This is a genomic window from Paenibacillus sp. Paensp111, from assembly GCF_059492195.1.
The window spans coordinates 3,663,417-3,679,032 of record NZ_CP168527.1; the positions used below are offsets into that span (position 1 = coordinate 3,663,417).

The window sequence follows — 15,616 nt, forward strand, 5'->3', positions numbered from 1 at the left end:
TAAAAAAACCGAACCGTTCGGTATTTTTTTATTAAAAGGGGGACTCCTACTTATGACCCAAGTGAAGATAATCCGTATTCCTATTCTGCCTTTGAGCATGGTGAACGCCTATTTGCTTCTTGGACCGGACGGCTGTGTGCTGGTCGATGCCGGCATCCCGGGATCCGAGCATAAAATAGGGAAAGCTCTTGCCAAAGAGAAGCTGACCTTCAAGGACATCAAGCTCATCATTATCACCCATGCTCATGTCGATCATGCCGGCAGTGCGGCAAGATTGCGTGAACTTACAGGGGCTCCTATCCTCGCCCATGAAGGAGATGCCAAGCACTACAGCCGGGAAGAGGAGATGACTTTCTGTCCGACGAGTCCTTTTGCCCGTATGTTCTTCAAAACAGGGTTCATTGTACAGCCTTATGAGGGTTTTACGCCAGACTTATTGGTCTCCGGAGAACAGGGTATTGATTTACAGCGTTTCGGTGTTCCCGGCACGGTTATCCACACACCTGGGCATACCCTGGGTTCTATTTCGGTTGAACTGGAATCGAAAGAGGCCATGGTAGGTGATCTATTGGCCTCTGGTATTCTACTCGGCGGCATTATGCGGAGGAACCACCCTATACGCCCGCCATTTGAAGACGATCCTCACCGGGTAGCTGAAGAGCTCCTGCGCCTGATCTCATCCGGCCACCAGACGTTTTATTTGGGCCACGGCGGCCCGCTGGGGGTAAATGAAGTTCGCCGCCATGTCGATTATCTAAGAAATCTACCTAATTAAGCTAAATCTCCTAATTTTTATTTTTTATACAACTACTATTTAGCTTTTCAACCTATCTGTTAACTTGTTTGTCCCTTCGGATCACACTCGTGTTCAAAAGCCGATAATTTCCGTGTACAATGACTTCGGAGGGATAACGATGAAAAAGATATGGTTCATACCAGCACTGCTAATTGTCCTGATCGCAATATTCGGATTCTATCAATACGGTCAATGGATTCAATCCTCAGAACCATCCGGCAACCAGAGCGAACCGGAAACGCTGACCACCGTATTTAGCTTGCGGCCCTCTCTACAATTCAAAAATGGCGAGACCATTGAGGATAACGTGCATACCCGGTTAGTCCGGGATAAGTTAGGTATTAATCTTCGATACTTATGGACGGCTCCTGATACCACCTTCTCTACCACATTGAAGCTGCAGCTGCTGAACAAGCGGGAGATGCCCGATATTATTCCCGTAAGAACGGATGTGGTTCACCAGTTGATCGATTCCGGTCAATTTGTGGCCGTGGACGATCTGTTTGAGAAGTACGCCTCCCCGGTATGGAAAAAGGCGATGAACGAGAATTCCTCCGTCTGGGATCCTTACGAAAGGAACGGACAGCACTATGCTATTCCGATTCTCGATTATGATTATAATTCGGACCCGATGATGTGGATCCGGAAGGATTGGCTGGATAAGTTAGGCTTAAAGCCCCCTACCACGCTTCCGGAGCTCGAAAAGGTTCTTGCTGCGTTCACTTATAGAGATCCCGACGGTAACGGAAAGAACGACACCTACGGCCTGGCTGTCAGTCTGGGCAACGCAATCAGTACCTGGATGGCGGACATTAGTTGGGTATTTGGCATGTACGGCAGCCTCCCCGAACAATGGAATTTCTACGAGACCCCGAATCGGTTAGAGTTCGGTTCAGTTCAGAACTCAGTAAAGCAAGGATTGATCAAGCTTAGAGAATGGAGAGAAAAAGGGTACTTTCCGAACGAGGCCTTATGGCAGGATGAAGAGACAGCCGCCAGGTTATTTTCCCAAGAAAAAGCAGGCATTGTCGTCGGACCTCATTGGATGCGGTTCTGGCCGCTTAATGGGTTAACGGACAAGAACCCGAAAGCTGAGTTCATCGCCATTCCGTTTCCCAAAGGACCTGCCGGCAAATCGTATCACCGCGCTTCCCCGCCTAGAAATGGTGCCGTACTAATCAACAAAAACAACAAGAACCCTCAGACTTTTTTTCGGTATATGAACGATTTGTATGACACTCAAGGCTTAGGTAAGGGAGAATATTCGTACGGGATGGCAAAAGATTACGACTACGCCATAGTTAATGGCATACCTTCCAAAAACCGCAATCTCATACCCGGGGGTTATGTTGATGTATCGGCCTACACCCTCACCTATGACGGCGCGAGAATTCCGTCCCATTGGACTGAGATGGTAGCCGAGACCGAGAAACCGGTCCTCGCCAAATTATTATCCAGCCGCATGCCCAGCTTATATCAGGGTCCTCCGACACCAACCATGCAGGAGAAAGGGGATCAGCTTCAACAAACGGAGCATGAGACATTCTTGCAAATTATTTATGGCAAAAAAGATATAGACTACTTCGATAAATTCGCTGCCAACTGGAAAGCAAACGGCGGAGACCAAATCACCACAGAGGTCAACGACTGGTATCGATCGGTCCATGGAACAAGTAAATAATACAGTAGCCTTATTGAAAGATTGCTCTTTAAGCACCACCCTACGCCCTTATAGAATGAAGAAAGACTAACCGAAGGGTGGATGTTAAATGAATAAGAAAATCGCCTTATTTGCCGTATTAATCGCTATTTCCACTTCTGGCTGTTCAGAGAGAACGGCTACCAAAGAGGCAAAAGCTGAAGAAGGCACCTGGGTTCAACCATTTGCCAAGCACGATCCGAAGAAATGGGAAATATCCACGGGTTATTCCAACGGAGCTCCTTTCGACTGTGTATGGTCCTCTGATAATATTCATTTCGACGGCAAGAGAATGGAACTATCCCTTACGAAGAACAAGGCTGGAGACAAACAGGGTTCCGAGTATAAGTCCTTGGATACTTATCATTACGGAAAATATGAAGTCCGCATGAAGGCAGCTCATAATACCGGGATCGTCTCCTCCTTCTTCGTGTATACGGGACCTTCCTTCGGAACACCATGGGATGAGATCGACATCGAATTCCTGGGCAAGGATACGACAAAGGTTCAACTCAATTATTACACTAACGGGATTGGCGGCCATGAGAAGCTGATTGATCTCGGGTATGATGCCTCAAAGGAATTCCACAACTACGCCTTTGAATGGAAAAAGGACGCCATTAACTGGTACATTGATGGCCAGCTTGTCCATACGGCCACGGATAATCTTCCTGTAACCCCTGCCAAAATCATGATGAACCTATGGAACGGCACCGGTGTTGACTCATGGCTTGGACCTTACGACGGAGCAGCGCCGATCACAGCTTCGTATGAATGGGTTAAATTCACTCCTTATGCGGAGAAATAAGTAACACAAACCGAGCTCACAAATAAAATCAGGGACCGCCTTTTGGGCGGCCCCTGATTTTATTTGTCCTTACTGCATTTGTACGGCAGAGTCAGATCCAACAGTTGGATCCCCTCGTTCTCTGTCCAGACTACCCTTTCACTGCGCCGGCTGTCATACCGCTGATAAAGTATTTTTGCGATAAGAAGAATGTAATAATAACCGGCAGCGTAACGACGGTCGCCGCTGACATCAACAAATCATAACGGTTGGTATATTGTCCGACAAACAGTCTGATCCCTACAGGAATCGTCTGAACTTCCGGAGTCGTTGTGAGAACCCAGGCAAACATCAACTCATCCCAAGCCGTCAAGAAAATATACACACACATGGCGATAATACCAGGCAAAGAAAGGGGCAGAATTACTCGCACAAACGCCTGTATCCGGCTGCAGCCGTCGATACGTGCTGCCTCTTCCAAATCTTTTGGAATAGATACAAAAAAGCTTCGAATGATCCAGATACTCATAGGCGTATAGAATGCGGAATACACCAATATCATTCCCCAATACGTATCCACCATAGGTATGCCAAACACTTCTTTGATTTTTAAGAACATTAAATAGATTGGCAGCAGAAACATGATACCCGGTATCATCTGTGTCCCAATGACACTCATACTGAACAAACCGGAACCTGGGAACTTGTATCTGGCAAGTGCATATCCCGCCAATACAGCCAGGAAGCTGGAAACTACTGTTGTGGATAGGCAAATAATCAAGCTGTTCTTAAAGTATTGACCGAAATTGATCGTCTCCCAGAGATCTTTGTAGTTATGCCATTGCGGATTAGGGATCGGGAGTGTAGTGATCCCCTGTAATATCTCGCCATTCGTATGGAGAGATACCTTAACCATCCAAAAGATGGGAAATACAACTAATGCAACGATCACCCAGGTTAGCGTATTTAGGGAGTAATACTCCATTTTTTTCTTGATTCGAGTACTCATTCCACTCTCAGCTCCGATCTAAAGAATCGATACCATATACCGACAACGATTAGCATAACTCCCATCAGGAGGAAAGATGCTGCTGCGCCGACCCCGAAGGACCAATATCCAAAGGTTTGTCTAGTCAAGGCCGTCATAAGCAGATCACCCCATTTTCCAGGGTAGCCCGAGCCGTTGCCGAACATCATGGCGACGATATTGTAAGAGTACACGTTGTTGATAATCTGGAACAAAAGCTGGACGGCAATAATCGGCTTGAGCATCGGAAGCGTAATCAAAAAGAATTGCCTAAATCTATTAGCCCCGTCAATTTTGGCAGCCTCGTATAGATCATCAGGAATCGTCTGGAGCCCTGCTAGAAAGACAACCATCATGAAAGGCCAGCTTCTCCATACGGTGGGAATAATAATCGCCCAAATCGTATTCTGCCCGATAAGCCAGAAAGGTTTATCTGACATCAAATGCAGGATATCCACTAGAATATAGTTGATGATCCCATCCTTTTGCCACATGAAACCCCAAAGAACCCCGACAACATAGGAAGGGATAACCCAAGGAAGCAGCATGGCTGCTCTAGCTATTCCTCTTCCCGGGAAGTCCCGGTTCAACAGCATCGCTACCAGCAAACCGATAACCATTACGCATGCGGTTACGACTACGCTATAGATCGCTGTATTACGCAGCGCATATCCCAAACCTTGACGGACAGGATTGTTTTCATTGAAAAGAAGATCCAAGTAATTTTTGATTCCAGTAAAAGGAGCACTTAAATACTGACTTAACGTAAACTGATTCAATTTCAAGAATGACATCACGAATCCCTGAATCATAGGAAACACGTGCACAAGGATCATAAACAGAAAAGTGGGAAGAATGAATAAATACGCTATGCGGTATTCCTTAAACCCCTTTTTGAGCCGGCTTCCAAACGTATTAGCGGCTTTAGGCGTCTCGGGGATTCTTGATATTTCCACGGTGTCTCACTTCCTTCTAATGAAGTGTGCTATCAAGCCAGCGCTTGATAGCACACTCATTGATTATTCTTGTATTACCATTTACTGATTCAGAATGGCATTGACCTCGTTAGCCGCATCATCAAGCTGTTTTTGAACTGTTTCTTCACTATAATTTCCTGCAACTCCTGCTACGATATCCCAGATATTACCGAAGTATTTTACTAGAGCCGTCTCGCAAGGTCCCCACTGTGGAATGGAAGGATACGACATGCCGTATTTCGTAGCTTCCACCAATGCTTTATAACCTGGATCCGTGGTTAGGGAATCCATGACTGACTTCTGAGCGGGCAGCTGGCCGGATAACTTGGAATAAGCAAGCTGTGCTTCCTTAGTGGACAAGTACTTAATGACGTCCCAAGCCGCATCTTTATTCTTCGAACCTTTAAAGATCGTCAAGTGGCTGCCGCCGATAAAGGTTGAAGATCCTGAAGGTCCTGCTGGAAGTGCAGCAACGCCATAATTTTTCGCCGCGGGTTTTTCAGCCACACCGCCATCTTTCGAAGGGGTTGCGAAGTTCTTGATCATCCAGGCACCACTCATAATGACTGCGGTTCTACCATCAGAGAAGTCGCTCTCAATCTGAGATGAATTCTTCTCGAGAGATGCTTTATCTACAAGACCATCGTTAGCCAGTCCAGTGTAGTACATAACCCCTTTTAGAGCCGTTTTGTCATTAAACATAGCCTTCGTATTGTCTTCGTTGAAGACTTTGCCGCCGGCAGCCCAAATCCATGGGAATATATTGTGAGGAACGTTCCAGTCGTTTTTACCCGGTACGCCGAAGGCTGTCATCTTCTGGCCTCCGATTTTGACACCGTTTAATTTGCTCAATGTTTGCTTAAAGGTATCCCAGTCTTTGAATGCCGTTGCTGGATCCAATCCCGCTTGGGCAAGGGCATCCTTGCGATAGAAGAGCGCGCGGGCATCTACAAACCACGGTACGCCATATACCTCGGACTTCCCGTCGATCATCGTTGTTTTCCAGCTGGCCGGTAGGTAATTGTCAGCACCTCCTACTTCGCCGACGCGGTTCGTCAGGTCTTCAATTCCGTCCATTGCAGCAATGGCCGGCACCCAAGTCGTGCCCAATTGAAGGATGTCAGGGCCTTGACCGCTAGTTGCAGCGGTTGTGACTTTCGTCCAAGCCGAACCCCAGTCCAGGACCGTAACATTGACTTTTACATTTGGATGCTGATCCAGGTAAGGCTTAAGGGTAGTCAGAAAGTCTTTATCAGGCTTTGGGCTGTTCGGCATGATCCATGCAGTCAGCGTCACGTTCTCTTTCGAATCGGTTGCCTTAGTGCTCTTTTGATTTTCTGAATTGCTGTTACTGCTGCCTCCACATGCCGATAAAAACATGCTGCACAACATCATGATCGACAGCAGTATCAGACTTGCCCGCCTTTTGTTCATTTTTGTCCCCCCGTTTTTTCGTGTCAAAAGAATGCCCCGCGCAGGTTTTGGAGATGTTGGACGCTGTTCTCTTTGCAATCTGCAGTATTACTCGGAAGTACGCTTCCATGAATTTCAAATTCCCACCTGCGTTGTATCTTTATTTTACGGAGAACCAGGCGCGGCCAAAATAACTCGTTTTCAACATACCTATAATTTTATTGACTTACCTTACCTTCACCAATTTGGATGAAGCTTAGAAAAAATTGAGATCACTAACAAATTAACAATGAATATAACAAAAAATAAACAGCTTCCCCTACTCGAAGGCAGCCTGCGGCGATCCGAGCGGAGAAGCTATCTCTAATTCTATATCTGTTCCCTAAATTCATTTGGAGTCATGCCGAATTCTTCCCTGAATAACTTGCTGAAATACGCCGCATTTTTAAAGCCCAACTGTTCTGAAATTTCATAGATTCTCAAGGCGTCGTCTTTCAGCATCTCCGCTGCCTTCAGCATGCGCTGCTTGTGGATATATTCGCTGACCCCTTCCCCAGTCTCCGCTTTATAGAGCCGGGACAAATAAACGGGATGAAGGTAGACCGCATCCGCTATCGTCTGCAGCGATGCCGTGCTCAGATTACTGTCGATGTAGTCCCTTATTTTGAAAATCATTTTATCTTTGGAGCTTCTCTGCTCTGCCTGATCGCTGTGCCGAATTTTATCAAGCATGTAAAGCGTCCATTCCGATAACTGCTGAACGGAATGCACGACCCGATTCAGGACAGTCTTACCTCCGACAAGATCGCAGAGCAGTCGATTGTGTTTGTGCGCGTAATAATAGAACGAACCGACCACTACGGTATAAACCTCACGTACATGCTCCTCCGACAAGGTCTCAGCCTGTCTCATGTCATGAATAACCTTCTCCAGCTTATCCTGGTATTCTGCCCATCTGCGGTTCTCAAGTAAATGCTGAAGTGTAGGTGTTTCGTATAAGCGATGCAGCGGCTGCGGATCCACTCCTCCTTCAGTCAGTTCACCGGATAAGAAGCAGCCGGATTCGTTAGCAAGCTTACTTCGAATATGCTCGACAATATGGTTGTACAGCATACCGATATCTTCGGGAAAACGTCCCCACTTACTGACAATAACGGAGACGACTCTTTTCAGATATAATCCAATATTTCGCTGCAGCTGCATAGCGAGCGAATCGAACTTCTTATGATGCTCCTCCGGAAGCGTGTTCTCATCTCTGCCTGACTTTTCACGGGCAAGCAGAACCAGACAGCCATTAGCATCCTTGCATGCCCATAGGTCATGGGTATCTCCAAACATCTCGACCGCTATATTGATAACGGCATATTCCAGCAGGAAGAAGTCGCGCTCGTTATATTCCGGTAAGGTTTCCTCCATCCGAATGACCATAATGCATATCTCATCACCGTAACAGAAGGGAATCTCGTACAATTCCAGAAGGTAGCGTAGTGAGTTTTCATTTACCCCGCCTGTTAACATCTCGTTCAAGAGCTTATCTTTTAGCACAGGCAGGCTTTCCTTCAAGGTAAGAACAACCCGTCTCTGGGATACGATTTCCTGCCATTCCTCCCTGATCTTTACTACGATCTTGCCTATCACCGCGATAAGATCTTCGTCGGACACGGGCTTAAGTAAGTAATCAGATACGCCATAATTGATGGCTTGCTTCGCATAGGCAAATTCGGCATGACCCGAGAGCAAGACACATTTCACATGCCGATATTGCCGATAAATCTGTCCAACCAGTTCAATCCCCGTCATGCGGGGCATATTAATGTCCGCAATTAGAATATCAACTGCATTCTCCGATAGAATCGATAGAGCCTCATTTCCGGAGTAGGCTTTATACACCGTTAATATCCCTATTTCCTCCCAGTCAATGGTAAATGCTAGTGTATCGACAATCGTCGGTTCGTCATCAACAATCAGCAAACTTAACATGAGGTTCCTCCTGATGGTTAGTCATACAGCGAATGGTAACCCTGAGCCCACCCAGACTAGAATAATCGAATTCCAAGCCAGAGCCCGCCGCATACAGATTAGCTACCCTTTGATGGGTATTCCACAAGCCGCATCCTGTTTGGGGAGAGAGGGGAAGCGCCATTTTTTCGTGAAGTTCCTTAAGGGTGTTCGAGTCAATGACTTCTCCAGAGTTTTCTACGCTGATTACGAAGCCGCCGGAAATATAATCGCCCTTGATCTGGATTTCGCCTGGTTTTTCACTTTTTTCGATGCCGTGAATGATTGCATTTTCAACTAGGGGCTGAATCAACAATCGGGGAATGGATACCTCCAAGAGGTCTTCCGCAATCAGAACTTCGTAGGACAAAGGTTTCCGAAAGCTATGTATATTCAAATAGCTCTTCAGGTATTTAACTTCCTCCCCTATCGTGGTCATCGGATTCTCTAGACGCGTTGTATAACGGTAATATTCCCCGAGATTCAGCGCCATGGCTATAACTTGTTCATCTTCCCCCATCTTGGCCATATTTTTGATATAGAACAGGCAGTTATACAAAAAGTGCGGGTTGATTTGAGATTGCAGCTGCTTCAGTTCAGCCTCTTTCCATCTAAGCTTCTCCTCATACACCTTTTCTATTAGCTCCTGAATACGCTCTGCCATGTCATTAAAACCAGAGAAAACATCCTGAAACTCATCACGGTGCTTTGCTTTCAAGCGGGAGGATAGGTTTCCTGATCGGATATCCTCCAGCTTCGTGACTAGTTCGTTGATAGGATGCTGAATTTGCCTGTACATAAGAGCAGTGATCACCACGCCAATCGCTAACATCACAATAATTCCAAGTATGAAAAATTGACTGCTTTCCTTCACCGGGAGTACTACCTTTTCAAGCGGCACCAAGTCAATGATGACCCAGCCCAAGCTTTCCACCGGAGCGTAATTGAGGAGCAAGCGATGTTCCTTATAATTGAGAATCCGGTTGCCCGGCTGCTTCAGCGTATTCCAGTCCAGCTGCTGCTTCCAATCTCCCAGTTCTAGAGGGGGATTCCCGATAAAGCCGTATTTCGGATGATAGAGCATGGTATACCGATTGGAATTTTTCTGAAATTTATTTAACATATCACGAATATAAGTGTCGGATAGCCGGGCAATGATGGTATATCCCGGGGTCGATCTAACCATGGTAAAGTGATTCTCACTGTTGCCCTGACTTGGCTCGTACACCCATAATCCATTGCTGGGGTCTACCTTGGGGATAGCTGCAAGGTCCTTATACGTCACATCCTGCCGGGTAGAGATCACTTCCTGCTTAGATTTCAAGAACACGCTGATCTCTATAGGCCAGTTGGATGAAGCGCTCTGCAGCTTAATCCTTTCAAGCATATTGAACCGAAGCTTATTAGAATCGAACAGATCTTTAGGTGCGGTCGTATTCATGTATTGTTTCATGATCGAGTCCTCTTCCAGCTCGAGCAGGTTAGAGGCCACATTATCCACCTGATTGTCCAACTGAGATAGAAAGAATCTTAACTGCTCGTAGTAAGTGCCCTGAATATCACTTTCTATAACATGTATGCTTACCTTATAAGAGCGGCCATATAACGCAACCGCAATACTCAATAGAACGAACAACACGATCGAGAACTTTAACGATAGCGTAAATTTGATTTTCATTTTCCTTTTGTTCCATACCATCCATCATCACCCAGGTTAATTATACTTTTATAGTGAAGAAATTAAATACGATGACCCTGAAAAATCGACGCTTTTTTCGTATTATTGATATAAAGTTGAGAAACAGTTATGTAAGTTAAAATCCTGATATACAGCTTAAACACCTTTCAATTTTGTTACCTATATTTATTTTTTGCTATAGAGATGAGCAGGTATGCGGGATATGATGAGGTTGAAATATGAAAACCCTTACAAGGAGGTTTACAGTCTTATGAGAACATTTAGAAAATTTTGGCTTTCCTGTTTGGTTACCGTAATTTCTTTGACCCTACTCGCCACCTCAGTATCTGCCCAAGGGGTATTTTGGGAGCCTCTCACGTATTTCAATTCCAGCACCTGGGCAAAAGCAGATGGTTATTCCAACGGGAATATGTTCAACTGCACATGGCGAGCGAACAACGTATCGTTCGTGGGAGATGGTAAAATGCGACTAGCGATCACAAGTCCCTCCTCTAACAAGTTTGACTGCGCCGAATACCGTTCGACTGGCAAGTACAGTTACGGGTACTATGAAGTCAATATGATGCCGGCCAAAAATACCGGGATTGTCTCCTCCTTCTTCACTTACACCGGGCCTTCTGATGGTATGCCTTGGGACGAAATCGACATCGAATTCCTGGGTAAAAATACGACGCAGGTCCAATTCAATTACTACAAAGACGGAGTCGGCGGTCATGAGAAAGTCATTAATCTGGGCTTCGATGCATCAGTCGGCTATCATACTTACGCCTTCGATTGGCAGCCGAACTATATTAAATGGTATGTGGACGGTCAGCTGAAACACACGGTCACCGGCAGCCCCTTCACTTTACCTTCCCACGCCGGCAAAATCATGGCCAACATCTGGAACGGTACTGGCGTGGACGGCTGGCTTGGTGCTTACAATGGCGCTAATCCGCTGTACGCCTACTATGACTTCATCAAGTATACGAGCAACTAGGTAATACAATACAGCAATAGGAAAAAGACCGCAGTTCTAGAGCTTCGGCGGCAGCCGAAGAATCTGGAACCAGCGGTCTCTTTCCTGTTTGCTTCCAATCATTCTTTTGCTAATTTATATTACTCCGTTCGTATTACAGTTTAACGACCGGCCAGTCGTTCTGTACATTGGCGAGCGTATTAAAGTAATTGGTAAGTACGTTGAGGGCTAAGTTAGCGACAACCTCACCGATCTCTTGATCGGTTACGCCGGCATTACGGGCGTTCTGAAGCGTAGCTTCATCGACAGCACCTGCGTTGTTGGCGATTTCGTTCGAAAGTTTTAAGAGTGCTGCAATATGGGGATCAGCCGACTCCGCATGGCGGGCTGCGTCCAATTCAGCGACATCTACCTTTGCAATGTTATCTCCTATGTAGGTGTGTGCCGAAAGGCAATACTCGCAGCCGTTCAGCTGAGCAGTGGCGATTGCCAGTCGTTCGCGAACTCCCGTCGACAGTACACCCTCGCCGACAGCACCGGCAAGTGCAAGGTATCCCTTTAACAGTGCAGGACTGTTCACCATGACCTTCGTCATGTTCGGGATTAAACCAAGCGTCTTCTTGACCTGAGTAAGCAGTTCTGCGGCCTGCCCAGTTGCACCTTCGAGTTCGATCGGTGTGAAGTTTGACATTGTAAATTCCTCCTGAGTTACCCGTTCTAACGGGTTATTTATTTGTTTCCCGTTAGAAATGTAACACATATTTCTAACGGTTGCAACACGTTTTATCCGTTATTTTTAGATTTATGAACGGCAACCTCTTTTTCTGCAAAAAAAAAGAGACCCTCGAAGGGTCTAGAACGGACGGATGAGAATATAGGGTAAATCACGTATTGCTTCTTAGGAGTCTCGTGAGGGCGCATGCGTACGCACCCGCTCGTAATGCCGCGCAGCTCTCACCCGATTGCCGCAAGCCTCTGAGCACCACTCCCGACGCGCATGCGTTTTGAAATAATAAAGGACGCATCCCGGCGCTTGACAAGCGCGTAATTGTGAGGCCTTTGGCTCCGTAAACAGACCTATTGCCTCATCCGCGATGGTTGCGAGGCCAGCACTAGTCGGCGATGCAAGGGAATCTTCCGCGCGCACAAGTTTTCCATTCAAATGGATTAGCTTCTCTCTAGGTAAGTCTGCGGCGGCGTCATTGACTTGTCTGATGGCTTCTGCTACACCCTGGATCGGGGATGCAGCGGCCAGCCTCGTATCTTCTGTGATGAATGCCGCAAGCTTCCGTAAGGAGTCGCGCAACTGACGGGCGCGCGCATGTTCCTCTCCAGTGACGGCCTCTATCTTGTAATCCGAGATGACGGCGGCCAACCAGTCGTGCAAATCCAATGGAAAACCGAGATCATCATGGATCCCGTTTTTATCGGCCCAAATGGTATTCATAAATCGTACCGCGATGGGTTCTTCCGGAAGTACCCATGCGCGGAGCTCTGTTCTTCTCCCCGCATCATCGCTTATCGGATCGTCTCCGGCATCTTTATGAAGTTCATCCGACGAATATTTCCGGCTCAATTTCTACACCATCCTTTCGTTTCATCTATCGCTCACAGGGTCGTTGTTGAGCGTTATACCCGTACCTCTATTACCTTCATCATACACGAAAGTAACGCCGATTTCCTGATTAAATGCGGAAAGGCCGTTCATACTTTCGTAAGAAAAAGATAACCTGCACGCAAGGCTTTCGTTGCAGGCGGGTTATCTTTATGTCGTAAGCTGGGTTTATCAACCGAAAGGGGAAATTAACTATGTGGAAAAAAAGCAGTATTTTTGTCATGATGATCGCATTGTCTGCAACACTGGCGGCATGTGGAGGAGACAATGGTTCATCCGGGAATAACTCGACCGGCGGCACGTCTGGAGAAAGCCAAATGAAAAGTAACGACATGATGAAGGACAACATGGCGAAGGACGACATGGCGAAGGACGACATGATGAAGGACGACATGGCGAAGGGCAACATGGCGAAGGACGACATGATGAAGGGCGACATGGCGAAGGACAACATGGCGAAGGACGACATGATGAAGGACGACATGATGAAGGGCGACATGGCGAAGAACGACAGGATGAAGGACGACATGGCGAAGGGCAACATGGCGAAGGACGACATGATGAAGGACGACATGATGAAAGGTGACATGGCGAAGAATGACATGATGAAGGACGACATGGCGAAGGACAACATGGGTTCAAAGTAACGCGCTTCAGCATGAGGTCGGAGTGACCGTTCGAACTCTCTTAATGAGGCCGCAGGACTTTGAGCCGTATTGTCCGGTACGGACAGAGACTGCTGCCGAAGAAGTTGAATTCTTTCGTTTCCAGGGGTACTGGGCTATAATCAGTTTGGCAGGTAATGGAAGAATTGGCCAAAGGGGGCAAGTTATGAGTACGAAAATTCTCATTGCGGACGATGAACGAAATATTACGGACGTTTGCAGGCGGTACTTGGAACGGGAAGGTTACGCTGTACATATCGCCCACAACGGGGCGGAGGCGCTTCGGTTATGGGAAAGGCATCGACCAGACTTATTGATACTCGACATCATGATGCCGGAGGTGGACGGCTGGGACGTATGCGAGACTGTGCGTCAGGAAGGCAGCACGCCGGTCATTCTGTTAACCGCTCGCGGAGAAGAGCCGGACCGTTTGTTCGGTCTTGGTCTCGGTGCCGACGATTACGTGACCAAGCCGTTCAGCCCGCGCGAGCTGGTACTTCGCGTGCGCAATGTGCTTCGGCGCACAATGAGGACAGCTGGCGTTGGCGGCACGGAGGCACGGGATGGCCGGAGCCCACTTCGTTTCGAAGGCATCGTGATTTACCCGGAGCAGCGCCGTGTGGAGCTGAAAGGCACATCGGTTGAACTGACGATGAAGGAATTTGATCTGCTATACCTGCTCGCAACTTCGCCTGGACGGGTGTTCTCGAGAAGTCAGCTGCTGGACCACGTATGGGACACTGCCTTTGAGGGTGATACGACGACCGTGACGGTGCATATCCGGCGGTTGCGCGAGAAAATCGAGCCGAATCCGTCGGAGCCTGAACGCATCCGGACGGTATGGGGCATTGGCTACAAGTTTGAGGGAAGGACGGAAGCCGTGATATGAAGCTGCGAACATATCTTCTGTTGGCCGGAGCAGCGAGCATCGCCGTGCTGCTTCTGATGCTGCTTGTCAGCTACCGCCTTATGCTGCTCAACGCTTCACAGTTCTTTTGGCTGTCCGGAGCGGCATTGCTTGCAGGCAGCTTATCCTTCCTTCTCCACATTTTGCTCGTAAGACCGGTAGAAAAAGCGGTCTCGCTCGTGGCGGAGGGCGCAGAACGGATCGCGGCGGGCGATTTTCGCGCGATGGTTCCCGTTGTAGGTCCTGCCGAGATGAGAGAGCTGGCGCGACGGTTCAACAGCATGGGCACGGAGCTCGATCAAAGCTTCGCGCGTATTGTCCGAGCGGAGGCCGCGCGCCGGGAACTGGTGGCCAACTTAGCACACGATCTCCGTACGCCGATGGCGTCCGTCCTTTCTTATGTCGAAGCGCTGGAGGATGGTATCGTGGCTGATGAAGAGTCCTTCCGGCGCTATCTGTCCACGATCCGTTCTGAAACGGAACGGTTATCCCGACTGGTCCGCGATCTTTTCGAGCTGAGCGCCTACGATGGAGCTTCGTTGCCGCATGCCATGGAAGACATCCCACTGGAGACACTCCTCGTGGACAGTCTGCAGACCTTCGAGCTTCCTGCGTCAGATAAAGGGATCGAGATACGCGTCAGCTTGTCCGAACCTCCGGGCACTGTCCGATGCGTGCCGAAGCAGATCGTACGCGTTCTCCAGAATCTGCTGGAGAACGCGCTGCGTCATGCGCCGGCTGATTCCGTAATCCGGGTAACGGCCGATCGGGACGAAATGGGCGGCATACGCATGGCCGTGGAGGACAGGGGACCGGGAGTTGCGGAGTCCGACCGGGACCGAATCTTCGAGCGATTCTTCCGATCGGACCGATCGCGCAGTCGGGAGAGCGGTGGGACCGGGATCGGACTTTCCATCGCCAAAGCCATCGTGGACCAGCACGGCGGGGTGATCGGGTACAAGCCTCTTGTAGGCGGCGGTAGTTGTTTCTGGTTCAGCCTTCCTGAAGGACAGAACCGGAATGAATCTCATTTAGAACCAATCGGCCTACGTACAACGGGGTAGAGAAGGAGGAA

General features: G+C 48.1%; 14 protein-coding genes. 6 read left to right on the forward strand and 8 right to left on the reverse strand.

The annotated features are described in order from the left end of the window. The first annotated feature begins 52 nt into the window (after window positions 1-52). The 3 genes from ACEN86_RS17260 to bglS (ACEN86_RS17270) all read left to right on the forward strand — a co-directional run bounded on the left by ACEN86_RS17260 (window position 53) and on the right by bglS (ACEN86_RS17270) (window position 3,303). The gene (locus ACEN86_RS17260) at window positions 53-775 is read left to right on the forward strand and encodes an MBL fold metallo-hydrolase (protein ID WP_495631772.1); all 723 of its coding nucleotides are present in this window, start codon (window positions 53-55) and stop codon (window positions 773-775) included. A gap of 139 nt (window positions 776-914) precedes the next feature. Further along, window positions 915-2,477, forward strand: a complete 1,563-nt coding sequence (locus ACEN86_RS17265; RefSeq protein WP_495631773.1) for an extracellular solute-binding protein — start codon at window positions 915-917, stop codon at window positions 2,475-2,477. Window positions 2,478-2,565: 88 nt separating this feature from the next. Beyond that, window positions 2,566-3,303, forward strand: a complete 738-nt coding sequence (gene bglS / locus ACEN86_RS17270; protein WP_495631774.1) for a beta-glucanase — start codon at window positions 2,566-2,568, stop codon at window positions 3,301-3,303. A 130-nt stretch (window positions 3,304-3,433) separates the two neighbouring features. Here bglS (ACEN86_RS17270) and ACEN86_RS17275 read toward each other — a convergent pair whose 3' ends face one another. From ACEN86_RS17275 to ACEN86_RS17295, 5 genes are all read right to left on the reverse strand, one after another. Then, window positions 3,434-4,291 (reverse strand): carbohydrate ABC transporter permease, encoded by an 858-nt coding sequence (locus ACEN86_RS17275; protein ID WP_495631775.1) that lies wholly within the window; start codon window positions 4,289-4,291, stop codon window positions 3,434-3,436. Further along, window positions 4,288-5,265, reverse strand: a complete 978-nt coding sequence (locus ACEN86_RS17280; protein ID WP_495631776.1) for a carbohydrate ABC transporter permease — start codon at window positions 5,263-5,265, stop codon at window positions 4,288-4,290. Before ACEN86_RS17280 ends, ACEN86_RS17275 begins: the two co-directional genes overlap by 4 nt. A gap of 81 nt (window positions 5,266-5,346) precedes the next feature. Beyond that, window positions 5,347-6,720: a sugar ABC transporter substrate-binding protein gene (locus ACEN86_RS17285; RefSeq protein ID WP_495631777.1), complete on the reverse strand. Its 1,374-nt coding sequence runs from the start codon at window positions 6,718-6,720 to the stop codon at window positions 5,347-5,349. Between the two features lie 348 nt (window positions 6,721-7,068). Further along, the gene (locus ACEN86_RS17290) at window positions 7,069-8,679 is read right to left on the reverse strand and encodes a response regulator (RefSeq protein ID WP_495631778.1); all 1,611 of its coding nucleotides are present in this window, start codon (window positions 8,677-8,679) and stop codon (window positions 7,069-7,071) included. Further along, the gene (locus tag ACEN86_RS17295) at window positions 8,657-10,375 is read right to left on the reverse strand and encodes a sensor histidine kinase (protein WP_495631779.1); all 1,719 of its coding nucleotides are present in this window, start codon (window positions 10,373-10,375) and stop codon (window positions 8,657-8,659) included. Before ACEN86_RS17295 ends, ACEN86_RS17290 begins: the two co-directional genes overlap by 23 nt. 271 nt (window positions 10,376-10,646) lie before the next feature. Here ACEN86_RS17295 and bglS (ACEN86_RS17300) point away from each other — a divergent pair, with 271 nt between their 5' ends. Further along, window positions 10,647-11,375, forward strand: coding sequence for a beta-glucanase (gene bglS, locus ACEN86_RS17300; RefSeq protein ID WP_495631780.1), 729 nt, complete (start codon window positions 10,647-10,649; stop codon window positions 11,373-11,375). Between the two features lie 133 nt (window positions 11,376-11,508). Here the strand turns inward: bglS (ACEN86_RS17300) and ACEN86_RS17305 are convergent, their stop codons facing one another. The 3 genes from ACEN86_RS17305 to ACEN86_RS17315 all read right to left on the reverse strand — a co-directional run bounded on the left by ACEN86_RS17305 (window position 11,509) and on the right by ACEN86_RS17315 (window position 13,568). Further along, entirely contained in the window at window positions 11,509-12,114 is a 606-nt protein-coding gene (locus ACEN86_RS17305) for a carboxymuconolactone decarboxylase family protein (protein WP_495631781.1), read from the reverse strand. 138 nt (window positions 12,115-12,252) lie between these two features. Further along, window positions 12,253-12,930 carry a CGNR zinc finger domain-containing protein gene (locus ACEN86_RS17310; protein ID WP_495631782.1) on the reverse strand — a complete coding sequence of 226 codons (678 nt, stop codon included), beginning with the start codon at window positions 12,928-12,930 and terminating at the stop codon, window positions 12,253-12,255. A 311-nt stretch (window positions 12,931-13,241) separates the two neighbouring features. Next, window positions 13,242-13,568: a hypothetical protein gene (locus tag ACEN86_RS17315; protein ID WP_495634341.1), complete on the reverse strand. Its 327-nt coding sequence runs from the start codon at window positions 13,566-13,568 to the stop codon at window positions 13,242-13,244. Between the two features lie 232 nt (window positions 13,569-13,800). Between ACEN86_RS17315 and ACEN86_RS17320 the strand changes: the two genes are divergently transcribed. Next, window positions 13,801-14,523 (forward strand): response regulator transcription factor, encoded by a 723-nt coding sequence (locus ACEN86_RS17320; RefSeq protein WP_495631783.1) that lies wholly within the window; start codon window positions 13,801-13,803, stop codon window positions 14,521-14,523. Then, window positions 14,520-15,605, forward strand: a complete 1,086-nt coding sequence (locus tag ACEN86_RS17325; RefSeq protein WP_495631784.1) for a sensor histidine kinase — start codon at window positions 14,520-14,522, stop codon at window positions 15,603-15,605. The genes ACEN86_RS17320 and ACEN86_RS17325 overlap by 4 nt, the downstream gene beginning before the upstream one ends. The last annotated feature ends 11 nt before the right edge of the window (window positions 15,606-15,616 follow it).

Bases quoted from the DNA above. Each gene is read 5' to 3' on its own strand.
- ACEN86_RS17265 (WP_495631773.1), top strand. From the start codon at position 915: ATGAAAAAGATATGGTTCATACCAGCACTGCTAATTGTCCTGATCGCA.
- ACEN86_RS17275 (WP_495631775.1), bottom strand. From the start codon at position 4,291: ATGAGTACTCGAATCAAGAAAAAAATGGAGTATTACTCCCTAAATACG.
- bglS (WP_495631780.1), top strand. From the start codon at position 10,647: ATGAGAACATTTAGAAAATTTTGGCTTTCCTGTTTGGTTACCGTAATT.
- ACEN86_RS17295 (WP_495631779.1), bottom strand. From the start codon at position 10,375: ATGAAAATCAAATTTACGCTATCGTTAAAGTTCTCGATCGTGTTGTTC.
- ACEN86_RS17290 (WP_495631778.1), bottom strand. From the start codon at position 8,679: ATGTTAAGTTTGCTGATTGTTGATGACGAACCGACGATTGTCGATACA.
- ACEN86_RS17325 (WP_495631784.1), top strand. From the start codon at position 14,520: ATGAAGCTGCGAACATATCTTCTGTTGGCCGGAGCAGCGAGCATCGCC.
- bglS (WP_495631774.1), top strand. From the start codon at position 2,566: ATGAATAAGAAAATCGCCTTATTTGCCGTATTAATCGCTATTTCCACT.
- ACEN86_RS17285 (WP_495631777.1), bottom strand. From the start codon at position 6,720: ATGAACAAAAGGCGGGCAAGTCTGATACTGCTGTCGATCATGATGTTG.
- ACEN86_RS17305 (WP_495631781.1), bottom strand. From the start codon at position 12,114: ATGTGTTACATTTCTAACGGGAAACAAATAAATAACCCGTTAGAACGG.
- ACEN86_RS17260 (WP_495631772.1), top strand. From the start codon at position 53: ATGACCCAAGTGAAGATAATCCGTATTCCTATTCTGCCTTTGAGCATG.
- ACEN86_RS17320 (WP_495631783.1), top strand. From the start codon at position 13,801: ATGAGTACGAAAATTCTCATTGCGGACGATGAACGAAATATTACGGAC.